Raw genomic sequence first — 13,823 nt, 5'->3', positions numbered from 1 at the left:
AAGGATAGCGCCAATGGCAGGGGTTCAAGCTGGGCGGCTGGAAATCGAGATTGTCGCGGAGATTGCGCGTCTGCAGGCCGATCTGGACAAGGCAAAGCGCGCGGTCAAGGCCGCGTCGGGCGATATTGCGATTAGCGCCAAGGCGGCGAATGATAACCTTCGCTCGATCGGCCAGACCGGCAAAATGACTGCGTTCCAGGCGCGGAACATGGCATTCCAGTTCCAAGACCTCGGCGTGCAAATGGCGATGGCTGCGCAGTCTGGCTCACCGCTGAAAATGACCCTCATGGCGCTGGCTATGCAGGGACCGCAGATAACCTCGATTATGAAAGAAGCCGGAATGTCGGCGGGTGATCTGGCGAAGAACATGGCATCGGGCGCAACTTCATTCGCCCGCGCGCACCCGATCCTTTTGGCTGTCACTGCCGCTGTCGGCGCTGCGGCGGGCGGTCTGGCGCTATTCACAAACGAGATCGAAAAGACTGCCAAGCTGGACGAATTCGTGAAGGGGCTAGGGCTGACCCAAAAGGAGATGAAGGAACTCGGCCCGGTCGGGATCACGGCAGGCGATGCGATCAAGGGGCTTTGGAAAACGATCAGCGACGGCCTCGGCCTCGACAAAGTGTTTTCGTCGATCGCCGAATTCGCAAGCAAAGCGTTCAAGAATATTCTCAATTTCGGCAAACTCGCTGCGGCAACGATATATGGATCGTTCTTTGGGGCTTATCGCGGGATAACTGCTGTTTGGGATAAGCTGCCTAGCGTTCTCGGCGAGGCTGCAATCGGCGCTGCGAACCTAGCGATCTCGGCGGTTGAAGGTCTTATCAACCGCTCGATTGACGCGCTTAATTCCCTAATCAGTTTTGCCAATCCGCTTATGGCTGCGGCTAAAATGGCGGGCATAAACGTCGGCGCGATCGGGAAGGTCTCGCTCGCTCGTCTCAACAATCCATATGCCGGATCAGGCGCGGACGCAGGCAAGGCATTCGCGGGCGGCTTCAAAGAGGGTTTTAACGACGCATTAGGTGCCGCCGACAAATTTATCCAGACCTGGGAAAAGAACACCATCGACGCAGCCAAGGATCGCCTCGGCAAGAAAGCTGGCGAGATCATCGGCGAACGCACGAAAAAAGCTGCTGGCAAGGCGGGCAAGGACGCTGCCGAAGAGTTCGCCAAGGAATACGAAAAGTTCTCTACGGCTGCGATGAATGGTCTATTCAAGACCATGGAAGAGGCCCAAAAGACATGGGCCTCGAATGATGCCGAAGCCCTGCGCGGGGTGCAGGATGAACTAATCAAGAACCAGCGCGAGCGCACGCAAGCGGCCATCGACGAGGCCGAGGCAAACAAGCGCCTAAGCGATGAATTGCGCGGCGTCATCGACGGACTTGATCGCCTTGGCGGCATGGGGTCAGTGCTTGGTGATATTGGTTCGGTCTATGATGCGATAAAGACCGGCGATTATTCGGGCGTGCGCGGCCCGACCGGGATGATCCTCTCGCAGTTGAGCCGGATTTCATGGACAGGAACCGACAAGAACGGCGACCGGATAAGCCGCACGCTTGGCGAAACGTTCTCAAACGCGCTTGATAAAGTGTTCGGACGCGATGGGTCATTCATAAAACTGCTTGAAGGTGCCGGAACGGGCCTCGCGATCGGTCAAATCCTATATGGGAAAGACAAAAAAGGATCGCAGATCGGCGGCGCAATTGGCGGCGCTGGCGGTTATGCCATCGGCTATGCTTTCGCTGGACCCGCTGGCGGTGAAATCGGCAAATTTATCGGCTCTTTGATCGGTTCGACCATTGGTTCGCTATTCAATGGCACTAAATATGGCGCGGCCTCAATCCAAAACGGCAAGATCGTCTCGGCAAAAAATAGCAGCGAATACGGGGCTGCATCCAATACTGCGGCGAACGGTATAGCCGGAACGCTGGAAAACATTGCCTCGCAGCTTGGCGGATCGGTCGGCAACTATGCCGTCTCGATCGGCCTCACCAATGGCAACTGGAACGTCAACCCGGGCACGGTCAAAGGCCGGATCGGTACTGATTGGCAGAAAGACACGATCGACTTCAAGAAGGACCAGGAAGGCGCGATCCGCTGGGCCATCGCCAATGCAATCGCCGACGGGGCGATCCAAGGCGTGCGCGAGGGGACGCAGCGGTTGCTTAGGACTGGCGGTGAACTTGAAGCCGCAGTTGCCAAGGCGCTCAAGTTCGAAAACGTATTCAACGAACTCAAAGCAAACACCGACCCGCTCGGTGCTGCGCTGGACAAGCTGAACAAGCAATTTGCCGATCTGCGCACGATCTTTGCCGAAGCCGGAGCAAGCGCCGAGGATTACGCGCAGCTTGAGCAGCTTTTGGCGATCAAGCGCAAGGAAGCGCAGGACGATGCAAAGGCCGCACTGGTCGATAAGGTCCGCGATCCCATCGAAATGCAAATCCGCATCCTTGAACTGCTCGGCAAGGAAGAGGACGCGCTGGCCGCATCGCGCCTGCTCGAACTGGCTGGCCTCAAGGGAACGCTGCAACCGCTGCAAACCATGATCTACCAGCTAGAGGACGCGCAAAAGGTAATCGCTACGTTCGAACCGCTGGCCGAGGACTTGAAGGCATTTCGCAAGGAACTGCTCGGCGGGCAGGGTGAACAATCGTTCGGCTATATCGCCTCGCAGTTCCGCACCATCGCGCAGGCAGCAGCAAACGGCGATGCAACCGCGCTCGGTCAACTGCGCGGCGCTGCGTCGAACTATATGGACACCGTGCGCCTTAATGCCGGTTCTGATCTCGAATACCGCCGCGCGCTTGGGACCGTGCTGGCATCGGTCGATAAGGGAATCTTCGCCGCTGAAACGCAGGTTGATTACGCGCAGGCGCAGATCGACGCGATCAACAATAGCGCGAACATTCTTGCAAGCCTCAAGGAAGAACTGGCGACCCTGCAAACGCAGATCGTCGAGAATACCGGGACTGTCGCGCGAATGTGGCAGCGGTTTGAGGTCAATGGCTTGCCCGTCATTACCAACCCGGCAGAGCCGATCCAGGTGCAGGTGGTCGCGCAATGAAACTCCTTCGCCCATTCACAATCACGCCTGGCAACCTGACCAGCAATGTCGCGCTAGACGATGCGCCGGAATACAGCGCAAGCGCGTCCTATGGTGTTGGCGATACCGTCATGTCTACGGCTGGCGTCGCGCCTACCTATCGCAGATATGAAAGTTTAGCTGCAAGCAACGTTGGCAATGCGCTCGACGATGCATCTAAGTGGCTCGATCTTGGCCCGGTCAATCGCTGGGCCATGTTCGATACAAAGAATGGCACAGCGACGGTCAATGCTGGCGGCATCAATACGACCGTAAGCGTCAATTCACGCGTCGATGGCCTGGCGCTGTTCGGCCTGACTGCAACCTCTGTGCGCGTTATCATGACTGCCGGTGCTTATGGCACAGTCTATGACAAGACCTATAGCCTGCGGTCGGATAGCGGCGTTACTAGCTGGTACGCCTATTTTACCGAGGAAATCGTTTTCGATAGCGAACTGGTCCTGACTGACCTCCCGCTTTACGGAAACCCGAACGTCACGGTGCAGATCAGCAACGACAGCGGCGCGACATCTTGCGGCACGTTTGTTCTCGGCCAGACCCGCGACCTTGGCGATACGACATACGGCGCGAAGGGCGGCATTCAAGATTACAGCCGCAAGGAAACCGACGATTTCGGCAATTATACGCTGGTCGAACGCGCATTCGCCAAGCGGAACACCTACCGGATCGTTTGCGAAAACAACGTTGTCGATGCGCTTTTTAACCTGCTTGCAGAAGTTCGCGCCACGCCTGTCGTTTGGCTCGGTTCGGACGATTACGCGATGACCTGGACCTATGGTTGGGCGCGCGATTGGGCTGTCGAAATTTCCTATCCGACAAAAAGTTTCCTCACCATTGAAATCGAGGGTCTGACATGACGCTTCCCGTAATCACTGCATTGCCGACCCCGCCGTCGCGTAATGACACTCCGGCAACGTTCAACGCGAATGCCGATGCCTTCCTGTTCGCGCTGCCAACGTTCCAGCAGGAACTCAACGCATACCGTGCCGCGCTGCCGGGAACGATTACCGGCACCGACTATTCGGCCACCTCGACGACTTCGTTGGCAATCGGCACCGGCTCGAAATCGCTTACGATCGAGACGGGCAAGAATTTCCAGATCGGCCAATCCGTCCGCATCGCCTCGACCGCGACCCCGGCGAACTATATGGATGGCCAGGTCACGGCGCATAACAATTCAACCGGCGCGCTGACCGTCAGCGTTTCCGCGATCGGCGGGACCGGCACGCTGGCGGCTTGGACAATTTCGCTGGCCGTATCTGGCGGCGGTGTTTCGCTGACCGGCTCGGAAACGTTGACCAATAAAACGCTAACCACGCCGGTTATTTCTGGAACGGCATCCGGCACGGTTTCGGGCCGCATTGGCTATTCGTCGGGCGCGCTTACCTTTGGCGATGGCACGGCACAGCGCACAGTCGCCACGCTGGACGGATCGCAGACCTTTACCAATAAGACGCTCGACACGGCGGGCGGTAACGTTTTCAAGATCAATGGCAACACGCTGGACGCCGCCGCCGGCACTGCAACGATCACGATACCGAATGCAAACGATACGCTGGTCGGGCGCAATACGACCGACACGCTGGCTAACAAGACGCTGACTGCGCCGGTAATCAATGGCGGAACCGTTACGCCGCCTGCCGCACCTGCAGCCGCCAACCCCGGCTATATCGGCTTGCCGCAAGTGGCGATCACCGCATCGCGCACTCTGGCGCTGTCTGATATCGCCAAGGAAATCTATATTTCCGGCACCACCGCTGCGCAGACTGTCACGATCCCCGCGAACGGTTCCGTCGCGTTCCCGATCGGCACGGTCATTGTCATTACGAACGACAGCAATCAAAACTGGTCGATTGCTATCACGACCGACACCCTTGCATGGTCGCCAACCTTAGCAACCGGGACGCGAACGCTTGCGGCTGGCGGTAGCGCTACCCTGTCGAAGAAAACGGCAACCCGCTGGTGGATCGCCGGGTCGGGGTTGACCTAATGGGCGGCGTCCTTGCCATTCTAACCGCAGGGGGGTTTGCGCCGCTAACGCGAACCTACAATAGCGGAACCTCCGCGACTGAAACCGTGCCAAGCGGGGCCAGCCAAGTCACGATCAAGGTTTGGGGCGGCGGCGGCGGCGGTAACACGCAGAACAGCACGCCGCGCGGTGGCGGTGCCGGGGGTTATTCCGAACGCACCATCGCGGTCGTAGGCGGGAACACCTTTACCTATTCGGTCGGCGCTGCTGGCGCTGCTCCGGCGACTACAAGCCCTTCGGCTGGTGGAACGGGCGGCAACTCTAGCGTCTCTGGCACCGTTTCGGGCGGCTCGGTTTCCATGACCGCGAACGGGGGGGGCGGGGCGTCGGCCACCTCAACGGTCGGCGCTGGCGGTACAGCGTCGGGCGGCGTTCTCAATATCACAGGCGGCAGCGGCGTGCTGGCCGAGGGCGGCACAAACAGTGCGACAGGCTCCGGCAGTTTCAGCGGCCAATCACCAGCGGCGGGCGGTAGCGGCGACGTTTCGCCCGGTTCGGGAGGGCTTGGCGGCACGGCTGGCGGGTCTGGCCGCGTGATCTTTGCTTACACGTAAAGGAGGAAGTGCAATGGAATTCTTTGTTACCCTGATCGCCCTCGCGGTTCTCGTCTATTTCGTCGTTCGTTCAATCCGCAAGAACTCCGAAGGCCAGGGCGGCGGGCCCGGTATTCGGATCGAGCGCGACAATAACGATCAAGTCTAGCGCAATGACCATCAAGCAACTTTGGGACGAAATCCCGAACGGCGCGAAGCATTTGGCCGACGCTCTTTCTGTCACCACCTTGTTAGGGACGCTGGCCGAAATGCTACCTCACGTTGCAGCGCTGCTTACGATCCTCTGGACGGCAATCCGCATTTACGAAAGCGCGACCGTCCAGGGGTGGCTTTCGAGACGCAAGGGGTAAACCTATGGCCTCGCCGCCACTAAGCGACGACGTTCTCCGCCAGGCCGTTGAGGCCAAGCGCGAGGCGGGATCGGAACTAGGGGCGGCAAAGCTGCTCGGAATGTCGCGCTCGACCATTCAACACCGTTTGCGCGAGGCTGCGCGGCGCGGTGTCGCGCCAGGCCATTTCGAGAGCGGCACGGCTCCCGGCTATCGCATGGGCAAGGTTACGGTCCAGCGCGGCCCGACCGGCGAAGTTGAGCGGACATGGGAACGGCAAAGCCCCGGAAACGAGGATGCGCTCGAAATCGTGCGCGGGGCGATGGCCGACGCAATCGAGGACATTAAAGGCGCGCTGATCCCGACCACGCCGCCCGCCGTTTACGACGCGGACCTGTTGACGCTGATCCCCATGGGCGATCCGCACTTCGGCTTGCTGACATGGGCGAAGGAAGTCGGCGAGGATTTCGACCTCAAGATTGCCGAAGAACTGACATTCGCGGCAGTTGACCGGCTTTGTTCACTCACTCCCTCAAGTGAGACGGCTATGCTGCTCAATCTTGGGGACTTCTACCATGCGGACAACAGCAGCAACCGCACCCCGCAATCGGGCAACAGCCTAGACGTTGACGGGCGGTTTCAACTGATCGCTCAAGTGGGCCTGCGGGCAATGGTGCGGTGCATTCGCCGCCTGCTCGAAAAGCATGGCCGCGTGATCGTGCGCAATAACCGGGGCAACCACGACCCGCACCAAGCCTTTATGCTGTCCCTCGCGCTCGATGCCATGTTCTCGAACGAGCCGCGCGTCCTTGTCGAAATGACCCCGGCCAGCTTCTACTATTACCGCTTCGGCAAGACCCTGATTGCCTCGACGCATGGCGACGGGGCAAAGCTGGCCGATCTCCCGCTTATCATGGCAGCGGACGCGCCGGAGGATTGGGCAGCGGCAACCTGGCGCGTTTGGCATTGCGGCCACTTCCACCACGACCAGCTAAAGGATCACCCCGGCTGCACGGTCGAAACGCACCGTACGCTGGCCGCTAACGACGCTTGGCACCGGCATCAGGGCTATCGCTCGGGCCGCGATATGAAAGCGATCATCTACCACCGCGATCATGGCGAGATCAGTCGCATTCGCTGCGGCCTGTCGATGCTCGATCAAGCGCGAAAGGAGGCAGCAGCATGACCGCCGACGAAATGCAAACGATCACCGACCACGCGCAGGCCAACGCGGAACTGCTCGAACGGATCGTCAACGCGCTGCTTGCCGGGGTCGCGCCGGAGGACTTGGGCCGCGAGGTCGAATTGATCGGCGTAATGATGCAACGGAGGACGTAATGGGGCTGCTTAAAAAGCTATTCGGCGGCAAACCGGAAACCAAGTGCGAACCGGCCCAGCAAGCGCGGATCGTGCCGGAATCGCCTGATCCGGTCAAAGCGCCGACCAAAACCGGCGCGGCGGGCGTTGCGCTCATCAAGCAATTCGAAGGCTGTCACAAGCCAATCGGGCAGGGCCGGTTCCAAGCCTATCCCGACCCCGGCACAGGCGGCAAGCCTTGGACTATCGGATGGGGCAGCACCACCGATGCAGAAGGCAAGCCAATCGTTCCCGGCACAGTCTGGACGCAGGCGCAATGCGATGCCCAGCTAGTGCGCGATTTAGCGCGGTTTGAACGCGAGGTGGCACAAGCGGTTGCAGGCGCTCCGACCACGCAAAACCAGTTCGATGCGATGGTTTCGTTCCACTACAACACCGGGGCAATCGCGCGTTCCACGTTGCTGCGCAAGCACCGCGCCGGGGATTATGCCGGGGCGCAGGCGGAATACGGGCGTTGGAACAAAGCGGCTGGCAAGGTTCTGGCTGGCCTTACGCGCCGCCGTGCTGCGGAGGCTGAACTCTATGGGCGTTAAGGCGACGATCCTGCGCTGGCAGGAAGTGCTATTGTGCGCAGTTAGGAAGTGGTGGAGGCCCATCACGTGCATCGGCATTGCGGGCGGCGCTATCGTCAACCTTGTCGTGATCCCGCTGGTTAACTGGGAGGTGCCGAATATGGCGGAAGCGGCGGCTTACGTGACAGCGGCAACGGCGGCTTTTGCGGTGCGAGAGTGGGGTAAGGTCAAAGGGGTCGCAGAATGAGCGCGCTATTCATCGGGCTAGACGCGGCCATTGCCCTAGTCAAAAAATGGCGCTGGCTCATGCTTGCTCTGCCGCTGCTGATTGCCGTTGCTATTCAAACCTATAGGCTCAATTCTGCAAAGGCCGATCTGTTAGAAAAACAGGCCATAATTTCTAACATGGAAACCGCGTCAAAGGCGGCGAAGGCTGCGCAGATTGCCCTAAATCAAGCCACAGAGGCCGCATACAAGGCCGAAGCGGAAAGGACCGACCGTGAATACTCTCTCGCGCTTAATGACGCTCTGCGCCTTGCCAATGCTTATGCTGACCGCAACCGGGTGCGCTCGGTCTGTGAAGGTATCGCCCGACAAGCCGGTTCCGCCACCGAAGGTGCAGTTGCCGAAAGCCGTAACGGACCCGGTGCCGATGCCATCGTGGTATCAAGGTCAGACTTCGAAACCTTGAACGCCAATACGCTGCGGCTCAAGGCGGTGAATGAGTGGGGGGATAGGCTTATCAAGGAAGGGCTGGCTCAACCCCTGCCGTAGATATAGCCAATCGCCATGTAGAGCAGGCACACGGCCATTGCGAACAGGTCGGTCATTGCTTCCCCTCCAGTGCGGCGCGGGCGATGACTTTAGCGTAACCCTCTGCACCGAATTGCAGATCAAGAACGCCCTTCAACGCCTCCCGCAGCCGCTCGTTCTCGGCAGTCAGGGCTTCGATGCGGTCGCTGGCTTCGTATATAGCTTGACCAGCGGCGGGAACTTCATAGCCTGTGGACACCAGTGGCTCCCAAGCCCGCAGCCGCTTCACCAGCGCCTTATCCTCGGTCATGTCTTATCCTTCTCTCCTTCATACGCCGTTCCACAGAACGGGCAGAAAGTGTGCGCGGCCAAGCGCGGGAACTTTGAGCGTGTTTCTAGCTTTCCCGTGCTTTTGCGGAGCAACCCGGTGTAGGTTTGAAGCGTCATCGTGTTTGTGATGCGGCTATACGCGAGGGAAACATCTAACTCTTGTTCAGGCCCCAGCTTTTCGTTGAAGTCTGCGATGCAGTTACAGGTCATTAGTCTTCTCCTTCTCTGCGCGGATTGCGGTGGCGATGACGTTTGCTTCGTCATACCTAATGGCCTCTGGCTGGCTCATTTTTGGGTCGCACCGATCTCGCATCTTTTCCGCAATCACCGCCGCACGTTCCAGCCCTGCGGCGTAGGCGGCTTGCTCCATAGGCTTGGTGTATCGAGCCAAAGCACCGGCAACGTCCGCAATGTCATCATTGCTAAGCGGCCCAAGGTTGCGCCAGTTACGACAGGCACTTTCAAGAAAGCGGATTGCCGCCTTACGATCCTCGTCAGTCACGGTCATCGTCTGCGCTCCCTATGCCAGCCCGCGCGAAATCAAGTTTCAGGCGCTCTTGATACTCAGCTTCGGAAAGCCTGCCCGCAGGCAGATAGATGCGGCAGGCGTCCATGATTGGTCCAGAAGCGATGGCGTGTAGGTTGCGCAGGCCCAATCCCTCAATCGGCTTCGGTCGCATTAGGTCGCCTTCCGAGTAATGTGTCGTCCGGTGCTTCCACTTTGGGACGGGTGGCGCGATTCCGTTCGCAACGTCCGGCGAGGCTTTCACCACTTCACCGTTACGGCAGAGAACATAGTCGCCGTATTCAATCCGCTCGCGGCAAATGCCCTGCATCGTCTGCGCTCCTGTGTTCCTTCACGATGGTTGCGGGGAGGTGTTCGCCTGCTTCGATGGCGGCGCGTATGGTGATTGCGACTGGATGCGGACAGCTTTTCAGCCAATCCACGATCCGCTCACGCTCCAACCTCGCGCCTTCCGCCATGAGCGCCGGGGCTGCGGCGCGGGTGTTCCATGCGGCGATGGCTTCGGCTTCGGTATAGCCTTGAACATTAGGCCATGCAGGGCAGTCGCCATTCTGGCAATGAAAGTGGTATGCAGCTTCACCCTCAATATTGCTGTAGTCAGGCGTTGCATCGCCTCCACAAAACGGACAAGGCAGCAAAGCAGCGGCCTCTATCGCTTCGTTGGTCATGGGGTGGGTTCCTTTGCATCTGCTAGGTTTGCGGCGGCGGTCCCGCTCGATCTGCTGCTGGACTGCCTCTGGGTTGTACTGGGTCATGTCAGTACACTCCGGTCATCTTGAAGAAGTTCTCTTCGAGCCAGCTGGGGCAGAATTCCCAGTCGAAGGAGCCAGCATCGTCCTGCTCATCAGGATCGAGGGCATCCCATGCGTCATCGCAAGCGACAGCCAAGCGGGCCACATCGTCGCGTAGCTGGGCGGTCCCGTAGTTCCCTTGGTACTGGCGAAGGCGATCCTCGAAGCCGCCCTTGGCAACCGGGCGGGCCACGTTGAGGGCATCCAGCGCCGCCTCCCAGAGGCAAGCAGCGGTGAACAGGTGGGTGTCTTTGATGGTGGTCATGATTGGAACTCCGAAGTGTGCTGATCAGCCAGCCACGAAGGGCCGAAGCGGTTGCGAACTTGGCGCAGGGCTATGCGAGCGACCACCCGGCTATACGCCTCGGTGCCGTAGTGAAGATTTTGTATCTCTTCCAAAGCCCCCGCCAGCGTCTCGGCCAGCGCCTTGAACTTGGCGAGTTCGGCTGCTTGCTCGGCAGTGGGATACAGGCAGCGTTGTGGTCCGCAGCAGCCATCTTCCCCGCACGATCCACAAATTGGGCAATATGGCGAGGGTTCGCTTTCCACCTCAAGTTGAATTGTCAGCCGCTCAATTTCGGCCAGCAACGGGGCGCGGACTGCTTCACGGTCGGCTTCGATCACGGCAATGTCGCGCTTGCGTTGATCGGCGTAAGCACATCCGCAAATCTCGGTCGCCACTTCCACCGCAGGGCGTAGTTCACTGGTCATCTCCAAATCCCCTTACCTACCGCAGTCAATGCCACGTAGCCGAACCATGCCAGAGCGATCAGCGCGACAAGTGCCGGAACGCCGACCAACAGGCCAAGCGTCCAGAGCAGCCAAGCGGGTATTTCAATGGTCACTGCTCTCTCCTAGTGCTGCGCGGGCGAAGTCCACTCGCTCTGTGGCAAGGTCACGCCACCGCTGATAATTCTGCTTGTCGGTGCCGACACGGACGATGCAGGGAGCGGCGATCTGCTTCAACGCCCCATGCAACCGCTCGATCTCGCGGGCTTGGGTTTCGATTAGGTCGGCGGCTTTGCCGAACAATTGACTTGTCACTTCCCACCGCCGAAGCTGCTCCACCAGCGCCTTTGCTTCGTCAGTCATAGCTAGTCTCCACAAGGTTATGTCCCAGCTTGGCTAGGATCAGGCCGAACACTTGCTCTTGATCGTAGAATGTCGAGCCGTAGCAGGATGGTTCTGGCGGAAGGTCGAGCGCCAGTTCACCGTCGAACCAGACCCGCGCGCCTTCGGAGTAGCCGCCGCTGCAACCGGCTTGGTCGCAGTCTGTGCTGGCAGTTAGCCATTCGATGCGAATGTCAGTCATCGCCTTCACTCCCAAATATCAGGAGCGCCGCTCCCAATTTGCTAGGATCAGTCATGCCTTCTCCCATCCTTCCTTGAGGTGGCCGTAGTCGCGTGGCTCCGTGACCCACGTTGTCTTGCCGCATATGTCGCAAGGGTCGGTGTGCCACGTTGCGAAGTGGCATTCCCTGCGACCCCACTTGTCGCCGCAGTCGGAGCATATCCATGCGGGGTATGGCTTACGCTTAGTCATCACCGCCCCCGGCGTATTTCAGCACCCGGCGCATGGCGATCAGGTCCAGTTCCGCATCGTCCTTGTCCTCGCGGGTGGTCGCCTTGTCGAAGCTGTCCTGCGCCCACTCAAGATGTTGCTTGAGCCATGCCGTTACGATCTGGTCGCCAAGTTCGTTGTTCACAGGCAGGCGAATTGCATTCAGTTCGCGGATTGCGGTTTCAGTCATTGTTCGGGCCTCCTGGGGTGTGTTTCCCGGCAAACGGCAAACCATTGCGATCTTTCGATTCATGTTTCCCGCTGATATGGGCTAAGTGATTGAAAACAGGCGCTCTGAATTTTAAGATTGTAATCGCCCCCCGGCAGCAGCAGAGAAACCGCCATGGACAAGCCGAAAAACCTGCACGATCTGCCGCCGGACTTTGTCTTCGATCCGGCCCGCGCTTCCAAGCTGACGACGCGCCACGGCCATGGCGGCTGGCTGGGAATCGCCTATCACGCGCATGGCCCGGACTGGGTCGAACTCAGCCTGCCCTGGCGCGAGGAGCTGGTCGGCGTGGCCGAAACCGGCGTGCTGGCCTCTGGCCCGATCATCAGCCTGATGGACAATGCCACCTCGATGGCGGTCTGGACGCTGAGCAAGCGGTTCGTCCCCCATGCCACGCTGGACCTGCGGGTCGATTACATGCGCGCCGCCGTGCCGGGGCGCACCGTGATCGGGCGCGGCGAATGCTACAAGCTGACCCGCACGATCAGCTTCATTCGCGGCATCGCCTACGATGGCGACCAGGACGACCCGATCGCCCACGTCACCGGCACCTTCATGGCAACGCACGGAACCTACCTGTGATCGGAAACGGCCTTCCCCCCTACGCCGACGCCCTGGGCATCGACATCGACCATGACGAGGACGGCAACCCGGTCCTCTACTTCGACTATTCTGACCGCGTCGCCGGACGCCCCGGCTTCCTCCACGGCGGCGCGATGAGCGGGCTGATGGAAATGGCCTGCATGGCAGCGCTGCGCGCCGAAATGGAGCGGCGCGGCGAGACGATGAAGCTGAAGCCGGTCAACGTGGCGGTGGAATTCATGCGCGGCGGCACCGAACAACGCACCTTCGCGATGGGCAGCGTGACCCGCGCCGGACGCCGCGTCGCGCTGGTCAATGCCGAATGCTGGCAGGATGACCGGGCCAAGCCGATTGCGCTGGCCCAGATGAAGATCCTGCTCAGCCCCGCCGAATAACCACGGTCAGCCCAGTCGCGAGCGGAGCCGGAGCCCCACGCGCCAGTTCCAGACGGCTCGCATCGGCCCGCGCGCGGGAGAGGATTGCGGAAGCAACGCCCGCTTCATAGGCGACCAGATCGGCCGCGCCCAGCCAGCGCGCCTGGCGCAGGGTCAGGTCGTCCGGATCGTCGCCGTGGACGGTAAATTCGAACAAGCCTTCCTGCCCCGCCGCAGCGCCTTCCAGCCAGGCAGACAGCCGCCCCGCACTCTCGGCCCGCAGCGGATCGAGCGCGCCGCCTTCTGCCAGGGCAAGGTCCAGCGCCCGGCGCCGATCCGCGCCTTGGGGAAAGCGCTGGCGCATCGCGGTCCGCGCTGACTGAAGCCCCTCCGCCAAGGCTCCCAGCGAGGCGGGCAGCAAAGCCTCCAGCCGCAGCCGCAGCGCCTTGGCCAGGCCAGCAGAAGCGCCGCCGGTCCCGACCGCGATCAGCACCGGACCGCGCTCCAGAATGCTCGGCACGGTAAAGTCGCACAGTTCGGGCCGGTCGGTGACGTTGAGCAGCAACCCGCGCGCTTTCAGCCGCGCCGCCGCCTCTTCCGGCTCGTCCAGTGCAATGAAGGCGAGCCGCGCGGCAGCATCGTCCTCGCCGACAATCTTCGCCCCGGCGCGATCCAGCAGCCGCCGCTTGGCATCGCCCGCGTCTCCTTCGCCCAGCAGGATCACAGCGGTCCCGGTCAGGCGATGGAGAAGCGGCAGCGAATGCATC

General features: G+C 60.4%; 25 protein-coding genes. 13 read left to right on the top strand and 12 right to left on the bottom strand.

The features are described from left to right. The first annotated feature begins 13 nt into the window (after window positions 1-13). The 11 genes from ACQKOE_RS13790 (at window position 14) to ACQKOE_RS13740 (ending at window position 8,684) form a co-directional block, all read left to right on the top strand. A complete protein-coding gene (locus ACQKOE_RS13790) occupies window positions 14-3,070 on the top strand; it encodes a hypothetical protein (protein ID WP_427513292.1) in 3,057 nt (1,018 codons plus the stop codon). Beyond that, a complete protein-coding gene (locus tag ACQKOE_RS13785; protein WP_427513291.1) occupies window positions 3,067-3,966 on the top strand; it encodes a hypothetical protein in 900 nt (299 codons plus the stop codon). The genes ACQKOE_RS13790 and ACQKOE_RS13785 overlap by 4 nt, the downstream gene beginning before the upstream one ends. Next, on the top strand, window positions 3,963-5,099 hold the full coding sequence (locus ACQKOE_RS13780) for a hypothetical protein (protein WP_427513290.1): 1,137 nt from the start codon (window positions 3,963-3,965) through the stop codon (window positions 5,097-5,099). Before ACQKOE_RS13785 ends, ACQKOE_RS13780 begins: the two co-directional genes overlap by 4 nt. 86 nt (window positions 5,100-5,185) lie before the next feature. Beyond that, window positions 5,186-5,692: a hypothetical protein gene (locus ACQKOE_RS13775; RefSeq protein WP_427513289.1), complete on the top strand. Its 507-nt coding sequence runs from the start codon at window positions 5,186-5,188 to the stop codon at window positions 5,690-5,692. Between the two features lie 13 nt (window positions 5,693-5,705). Further along, window positions 5,706-5,840 (top strand): hypothetical protein, encoded by a 135-nt coding sequence (locus ACQKOE_RS13770; protein ID WP_427513288.1) that lies wholly within the window; start codon window positions 5,706-5,708, stop codon window positions 5,838-5,840. Window positions 5,841-5,844: 4 nt separating this feature from the next. Then, window positions 5,845-6,042 (top strand): hypothetical protein, encoded by a 198-nt coding sequence (locus tag ACQKOE_RS13765; protein ID WP_427513287.1) that lies wholly within the window; start codon window positions 5,845-5,847, stop codon window positions 6,040-6,042. 4 nt (window positions 6,043-6,046) lie between these two features. Then, window positions 6,047-7,207, top strand: a complete 1,161-nt coding sequence (locus ACQKOE_RS13760) for a hypothetical protein (RefSeq protein ID WP_427513286.1) — start codon at window positions 6,047-6,049, stop codon at window positions 7,205-7,207. After that, on the top strand, window positions 7,204-7,359 hold the full coding sequence (locus ACQKOE_RS13755) for a hypothetical protein (RefSeq protein ID WP_427513285.1): 156 nt from the start codon (window positions 7,204-7,206) through the stop codon (window positions 7,357-7,359). The genes ACQKOE_RS13760 and ACQKOE_RS13755 overlap by 4 nt, the downstream gene beginning before the upstream one ends. Further along, on the top strand, window positions 7,359-7,931 hold the full coding sequence (locus ACQKOE_RS13750; protein WP_427513284.1) for a lysozyme: 573 nt from the start codon (window positions 7,359-7,361) through the stop codon (window positions 7,929-7,931). The genes ACQKOE_RS13755 and ACQKOE_RS13750 overlap by 1 nt, the downstream gene beginning before the upstream one ends. Continuing rightward, a complete protein-coding gene (locus ACQKOE_RS13745; RefSeq protein ID WP_427513283.1) occupies window positions 7,921-8,157 on the top strand; it encodes a hypothetical protein in 237 nt (78 codons plus the stop codon). Before ACQKOE_RS13750 ends, ACQKOE_RS13745 begins: the two co-directional genes overlap by 11 nt. After that, complete coding sequence (locus tag ACQKOE_RS13740; protein WP_427513282.1) at window positions 8,154-8,684, top strand: hypothetical protein; 531 nt, start codon at window positions 8,154-8,156, stop codon at window positions 8,682-8,684. The genes ACQKOE_RS13745 and ACQKOE_RS13740 overlap by 4 nt, the downstream gene beginning before the upstream one ends. A gap of 52 nt (window positions 8,685-8,736) precedes the next feature. On the opposite strand, the gene ACQKOE_RS13735 is transcribed toward ACQKOE_RS13740, so the two are convergent. From ACQKOE_RS13735 to ACQKOE_RS13685, 11 genes are all read right to left on the bottom strand, one after another. Then, window positions 8,737-8,973, bottom strand: a complete 237-nt coding sequence (locus ACQKOE_RS13735) for a hypothetical protein (RefSeq protein WP_427513281.1) — start codon at window positions 8,971-8,973, stop codon at window positions 8,737-8,739. Next, on the bottom strand, window positions 8,970-9,203 hold the full coding sequence (locus ACQKOE_RS13730; protein WP_427513280.1) for a hypothetical protein: 234 nt from the start codon (window positions 9,201-9,203) through the stop codon (window positions 8,970-8,972). Before ACQKOE_RS13730 ends, ACQKOE_RS13735 begins: the two co-directional genes overlap by 4 nt. After that, window positions 9,193-9,501: a hypothetical protein gene (locus ACQKOE_RS13725; RefSeq protein WP_427513279.1), complete on the bottom strand. Its 309-nt coding sequence runs from the start codon at window positions 9,499-9,501 to the stop codon at window positions 9,193-9,195. The genes ACQKOE_RS13730 and ACQKOE_RS13725 overlap by 11 nt, the downstream gene beginning before the upstream one ends. After that, window positions 9,488-9,829 carry a hypothetical protein gene (locus ACQKOE_RS13720; protein ID WP_427513278.1) on the bottom strand — a complete coding sequence of 114 codons (342 nt, stop codon included), beginning with the start codon at window positions 9,827-9,829 and terminating at the stop codon, window positions 9,488-9,490. Before ACQKOE_RS13720 ends, ACQKOE_RS13725 begins: the two co-directional genes overlap by 14 nt. Continuing rightward, a complete protein-coding gene (locus ACQKOE_RS13715) occupies window positions 9,801-10,187 on the bottom strand; it encodes a Lar family restriction alleviation protein (RefSeq protein WP_427513277.1) in 387 nt (128 codons plus the stop codon). Before ACQKOE_RS13715 ends, ACQKOE_RS13720 begins: the two co-directional genes overlap by 29 nt. An 88-nt stretch (window positions 10,188-10,275) precedes the next feature. After that, window positions 10,276-10,575, bottom strand: a complete 300-nt coding sequence (locus tag ACQKOE_RS13710; protein ID WP_427513276.1) for a hypothetical protein — start codon at window positions 10,573-10,575, stop codon at window positions 10,276-10,278. Further along, window positions 10,572-11,021, bottom strand: a complete 450-nt coding sequence (locus ACQKOE_RS13705; RefSeq protein WP_427513275.1) for a hypothetical protein — start codon at window positions 11,019-11,021, stop codon at window positions 10,572-10,574. The genes ACQKOE_RS13710 and ACQKOE_RS13705 overlap by 4 nt, the downstream gene beginning before the upstream one ends. Then, window positions 11,018-11,155 carry a hypothetical protein gene (locus tag ACQKOE_RS13700; RefSeq protein WP_427513274.1) on the bottom strand — a complete coding sequence of 46 codons (138 nt, stop codon included), beginning with the start codon at window positions 11,153-11,155 and terminating at the stop codon, window positions 11,018-11,020. The genes ACQKOE_RS13705 and ACQKOE_RS13700 overlap by 4 nt, the downstream gene beginning before the upstream one ends. Next, entirely contained in the window at window positions 11,145-11,402 is a 258-nt protein-coding gene (locus ACQKOE_RS13695) for a hypothetical protein (protein WP_427513273.1), read from the bottom strand. The genes ACQKOE_RS13700 and ACQKOE_RS13695 overlap by 11 nt, the downstream gene beginning before the upstream one ends. Beyond that, the gene (locus ACQKOE_RS13690) at window positions 11,395-11,622 is read right to left on the bottom strand and encodes a hypothetical protein (protein ID WP_427513272.1); all 228 of its coding nucleotides are present in this window, start codon (window positions 11,620-11,622) and stop codon (window positions 11,395-11,397) included. Before ACQKOE_RS13690 ends, ACQKOE_RS13695 begins: the two co-directional genes overlap by 8 nt. A gap of 223 nt (window positions 11,623-11,845) precedes the next feature. Then, a complete protein-coding gene (locus ACQKOE_RS13685; protein WP_427513271.1) occupies window positions 11,846-12,061 on the bottom strand; it encodes a hypothetical protein in 216 nt (71 codons plus the stop codon). Between the two features lie 153 nt (window positions 12,062-12,214). Here ACQKOE_RS13685 and ACQKOE_RS13680 point away from each other — a divergent pair, with 153 nt between their 5' ends. Then, entirely contained in the window at window positions 12,215-12,682 is a 468-nt protein-coding gene (locus ACQKOE_RS13680) for a PaaI family thioesterase (protein ID WP_427513270.1), read from the top strand. Beyond that, window positions 12,679-13,077 (top strand): PaaI family thioesterase, encoded by a 399-nt coding sequence (locus tag ACQKOE_RS13675; protein WP_427513269.1) that lies wholly within the window; start codon window positions 12,679-12,681, stop codon window positions 13,075-13,077. Before ACQKOE_RS13680 ends, ACQKOE_RS13675 begins: the two co-directional genes overlap by 4 nt. Here ACQKOE_RS13675 and ACQKOE_RS13670 read toward each other — a convergent pair. After that, window positions 13,061-13,822 (bottom strand): siroheme synthase, encoded by a 762-nt coding sequence (locus ACQKOE_RS13670; protein ID WP_427513268.1) that lies wholly within the window; start codon window positions 13,820-13,822, stop codon window positions 13,061-13,063. The genes ACQKOE_RS13675 and ACQKOE_RS13670 overlap by 17 nt on opposite strands. Between the last annotated feature and the right edge of the window lies 1 nt (window position 13,823).

The sequence above is a fragment of the Novosphingobium sp. NPDC080210 genome (assembly GCF_050281025.1).
Taxonomy (GTDB): Bacteria; Pseudomonadota; Alphaproteobacteria; order Sphingomonadales; family Sphingomonadaceae; genus Novosphingobium.
Note: the sequence above shows the minus strand (reverse complement) of the source record. Positions and strands in the feature narration are given on the sequence as shown.

Bases quoted from the DNA above. Each gene is read 5' to 3' on its own strand.
- ACQKOE_RS13790 (WP_427513292.1), top strand. From the start codon at position 14: ATGGCAGGGGTTCAAGCTGGGCGGCTGGAAATCGAGATTGTCGCGGAG.
- ACQKOE_RS13785 (WP_427513291.1), top strand. From the start codon at position 3,067: ATGAAACTCCTTCGCCCATTCACAATCACGCCTGGCAACCTGACCAGC.
- ACQKOE_RS13780 (WP_427513290.1), top strand. From the start codon at position 3,963: ATGACGCTTCCCGTAATCACTGCATTGCCGACCCCGCCGTCGCGTAAT.
- ACQKOE_RS13770 (WP_427513288.1), top strand. From the start codon at position 5,706: ATGGAATTCTTTGTTACCCTGATCGCCCTCGCGGTTCTCGTCTATTTC.
- ACQKOE_RS13765 (WP_427513287.1), top strand. From the start codon at position 5,845: ATGACCATCAAGCAACTTTGGGACGAAATCCCGAACGGCGCGAAGCAT.
- ACQKOE_RS13760 (WP_427513286.1), top strand. From the start codon at position 6,047: ATGGCCTCGCCGCCACTAAGCGACGACGTTCTCCGCCAGGCCGTTGAG.
- ACQKOE_RS13755 (WP_427513285.1), top strand. From the start codon at position 7,204: ATGACCGCCGACGAAATGCAAACGATCACCGACCACGCGCAGGCCAAC.
- ACQKOE_RS13750 (WP_427513284.1), top strand. From the start codon at position 7,359: ATGGGGCTGCTTAAAAAGCTATTCGGCGGCAAACCGGAAACCAAGTGC.
- ACQKOE_RS13745 (WP_427513283.1), top strand. From the start codon at position 7,921: ATGGGCGTTAAGGCGACGATCCTGCGCTGGCAGGAAGTGCTATTGTGC.
- ACQKOE_RS13740 (WP_427513282.1), top strand. From the start codon at position 8,154: ATGAGCGCGCTATTCATCGGGCTAGACGCGGCCATTGCCCTAGTCAAA.
- ACQKOE_RS13735 (WP_427513281.1), bottom strand. From the start codon at position 8,973: ATGACCGAGGATAAGGCGCTGGTGAAGCGGCTGCGGGCTTGGGAGCCA.
- ACQKOE_RS13730 (WP_427513280.1), bottom strand. From the start codon at position 9,203: ATGACCTGTAACTGCATCGCAGACTTCAACGAAAAGCTGGGGCCTGAA.
- ACQKOE_RS13725 (WP_427513279.1), bottom strand. From the start codon at position 9,501: ATGACCGTGACTGACGAGGATCGTAAGGCGGCAATCCGCTTTCTTGAA.
- ACQKOE_RS13720 (WP_427513278.1), bottom strand. From the start codon at position 9,829: ATGCAGGGCATTTGCCGCGAGCGGATTGAATACGGCGACTATGTTCTC.
- ACQKOE_RS13715 (WP_427513277.1), bottom strand. From the start codon at position 10,187: ATGACCAACGAAGCGATAGAGGCCGCTGCTTTGCTGCCTTGTCCGTTT.
- ACQKOE_RS13710 (WP_427513276.1), bottom strand. From the start codon at position 10,575: ATGACCACCATCAAAGACACCCACCTGTTCACCGCTGCTTGCCTCTGG.
- ACQKOE_RS13705 (WP_427513275.1), bottom strand. From the start codon at position 11,021: ATGACCAGTGAACTACGCCCTGCGGTGGAAGTGGCGACCGAGATTTGC.
- ACQKOE_RS13695 (WP_427513273.1), bottom strand. From the start codon at position 11,402: ATGACTGACGAAGCAAAGGCGCTGGTGGAGCAGCTTCGGCGGTGGGAA.
- ACQKOE_RS13690 (WP_427513272.1), bottom strand. From the start codon at position 11,622: ATGACTGACATTCGCATCGAATGGCTAACTGCCAGCACAGACTGCGAC.
- ACQKOE_RS13685 (WP_427513271.1), bottom strand. From the start codon at position 12,061: ATGACTGAAACCGCAATCCGCGAACTGAATGCAATTCGCCTGCCTGTG.
- ACQKOE_RS13680 (WP_427513270.1), top strand. From the start codon at position 12,215: ATGGACAAGCCGAAAAACCTGCACGATCTGCCGCCGGACTTTGTCTTC.
- ACQKOE_RS13670 (WP_427513268.1), bottom strand. From the start codon at position 13,822: ATGCATTCGCTGCCGCTTCTCCATCGCCTGACCGGGACCGCTGTGATC.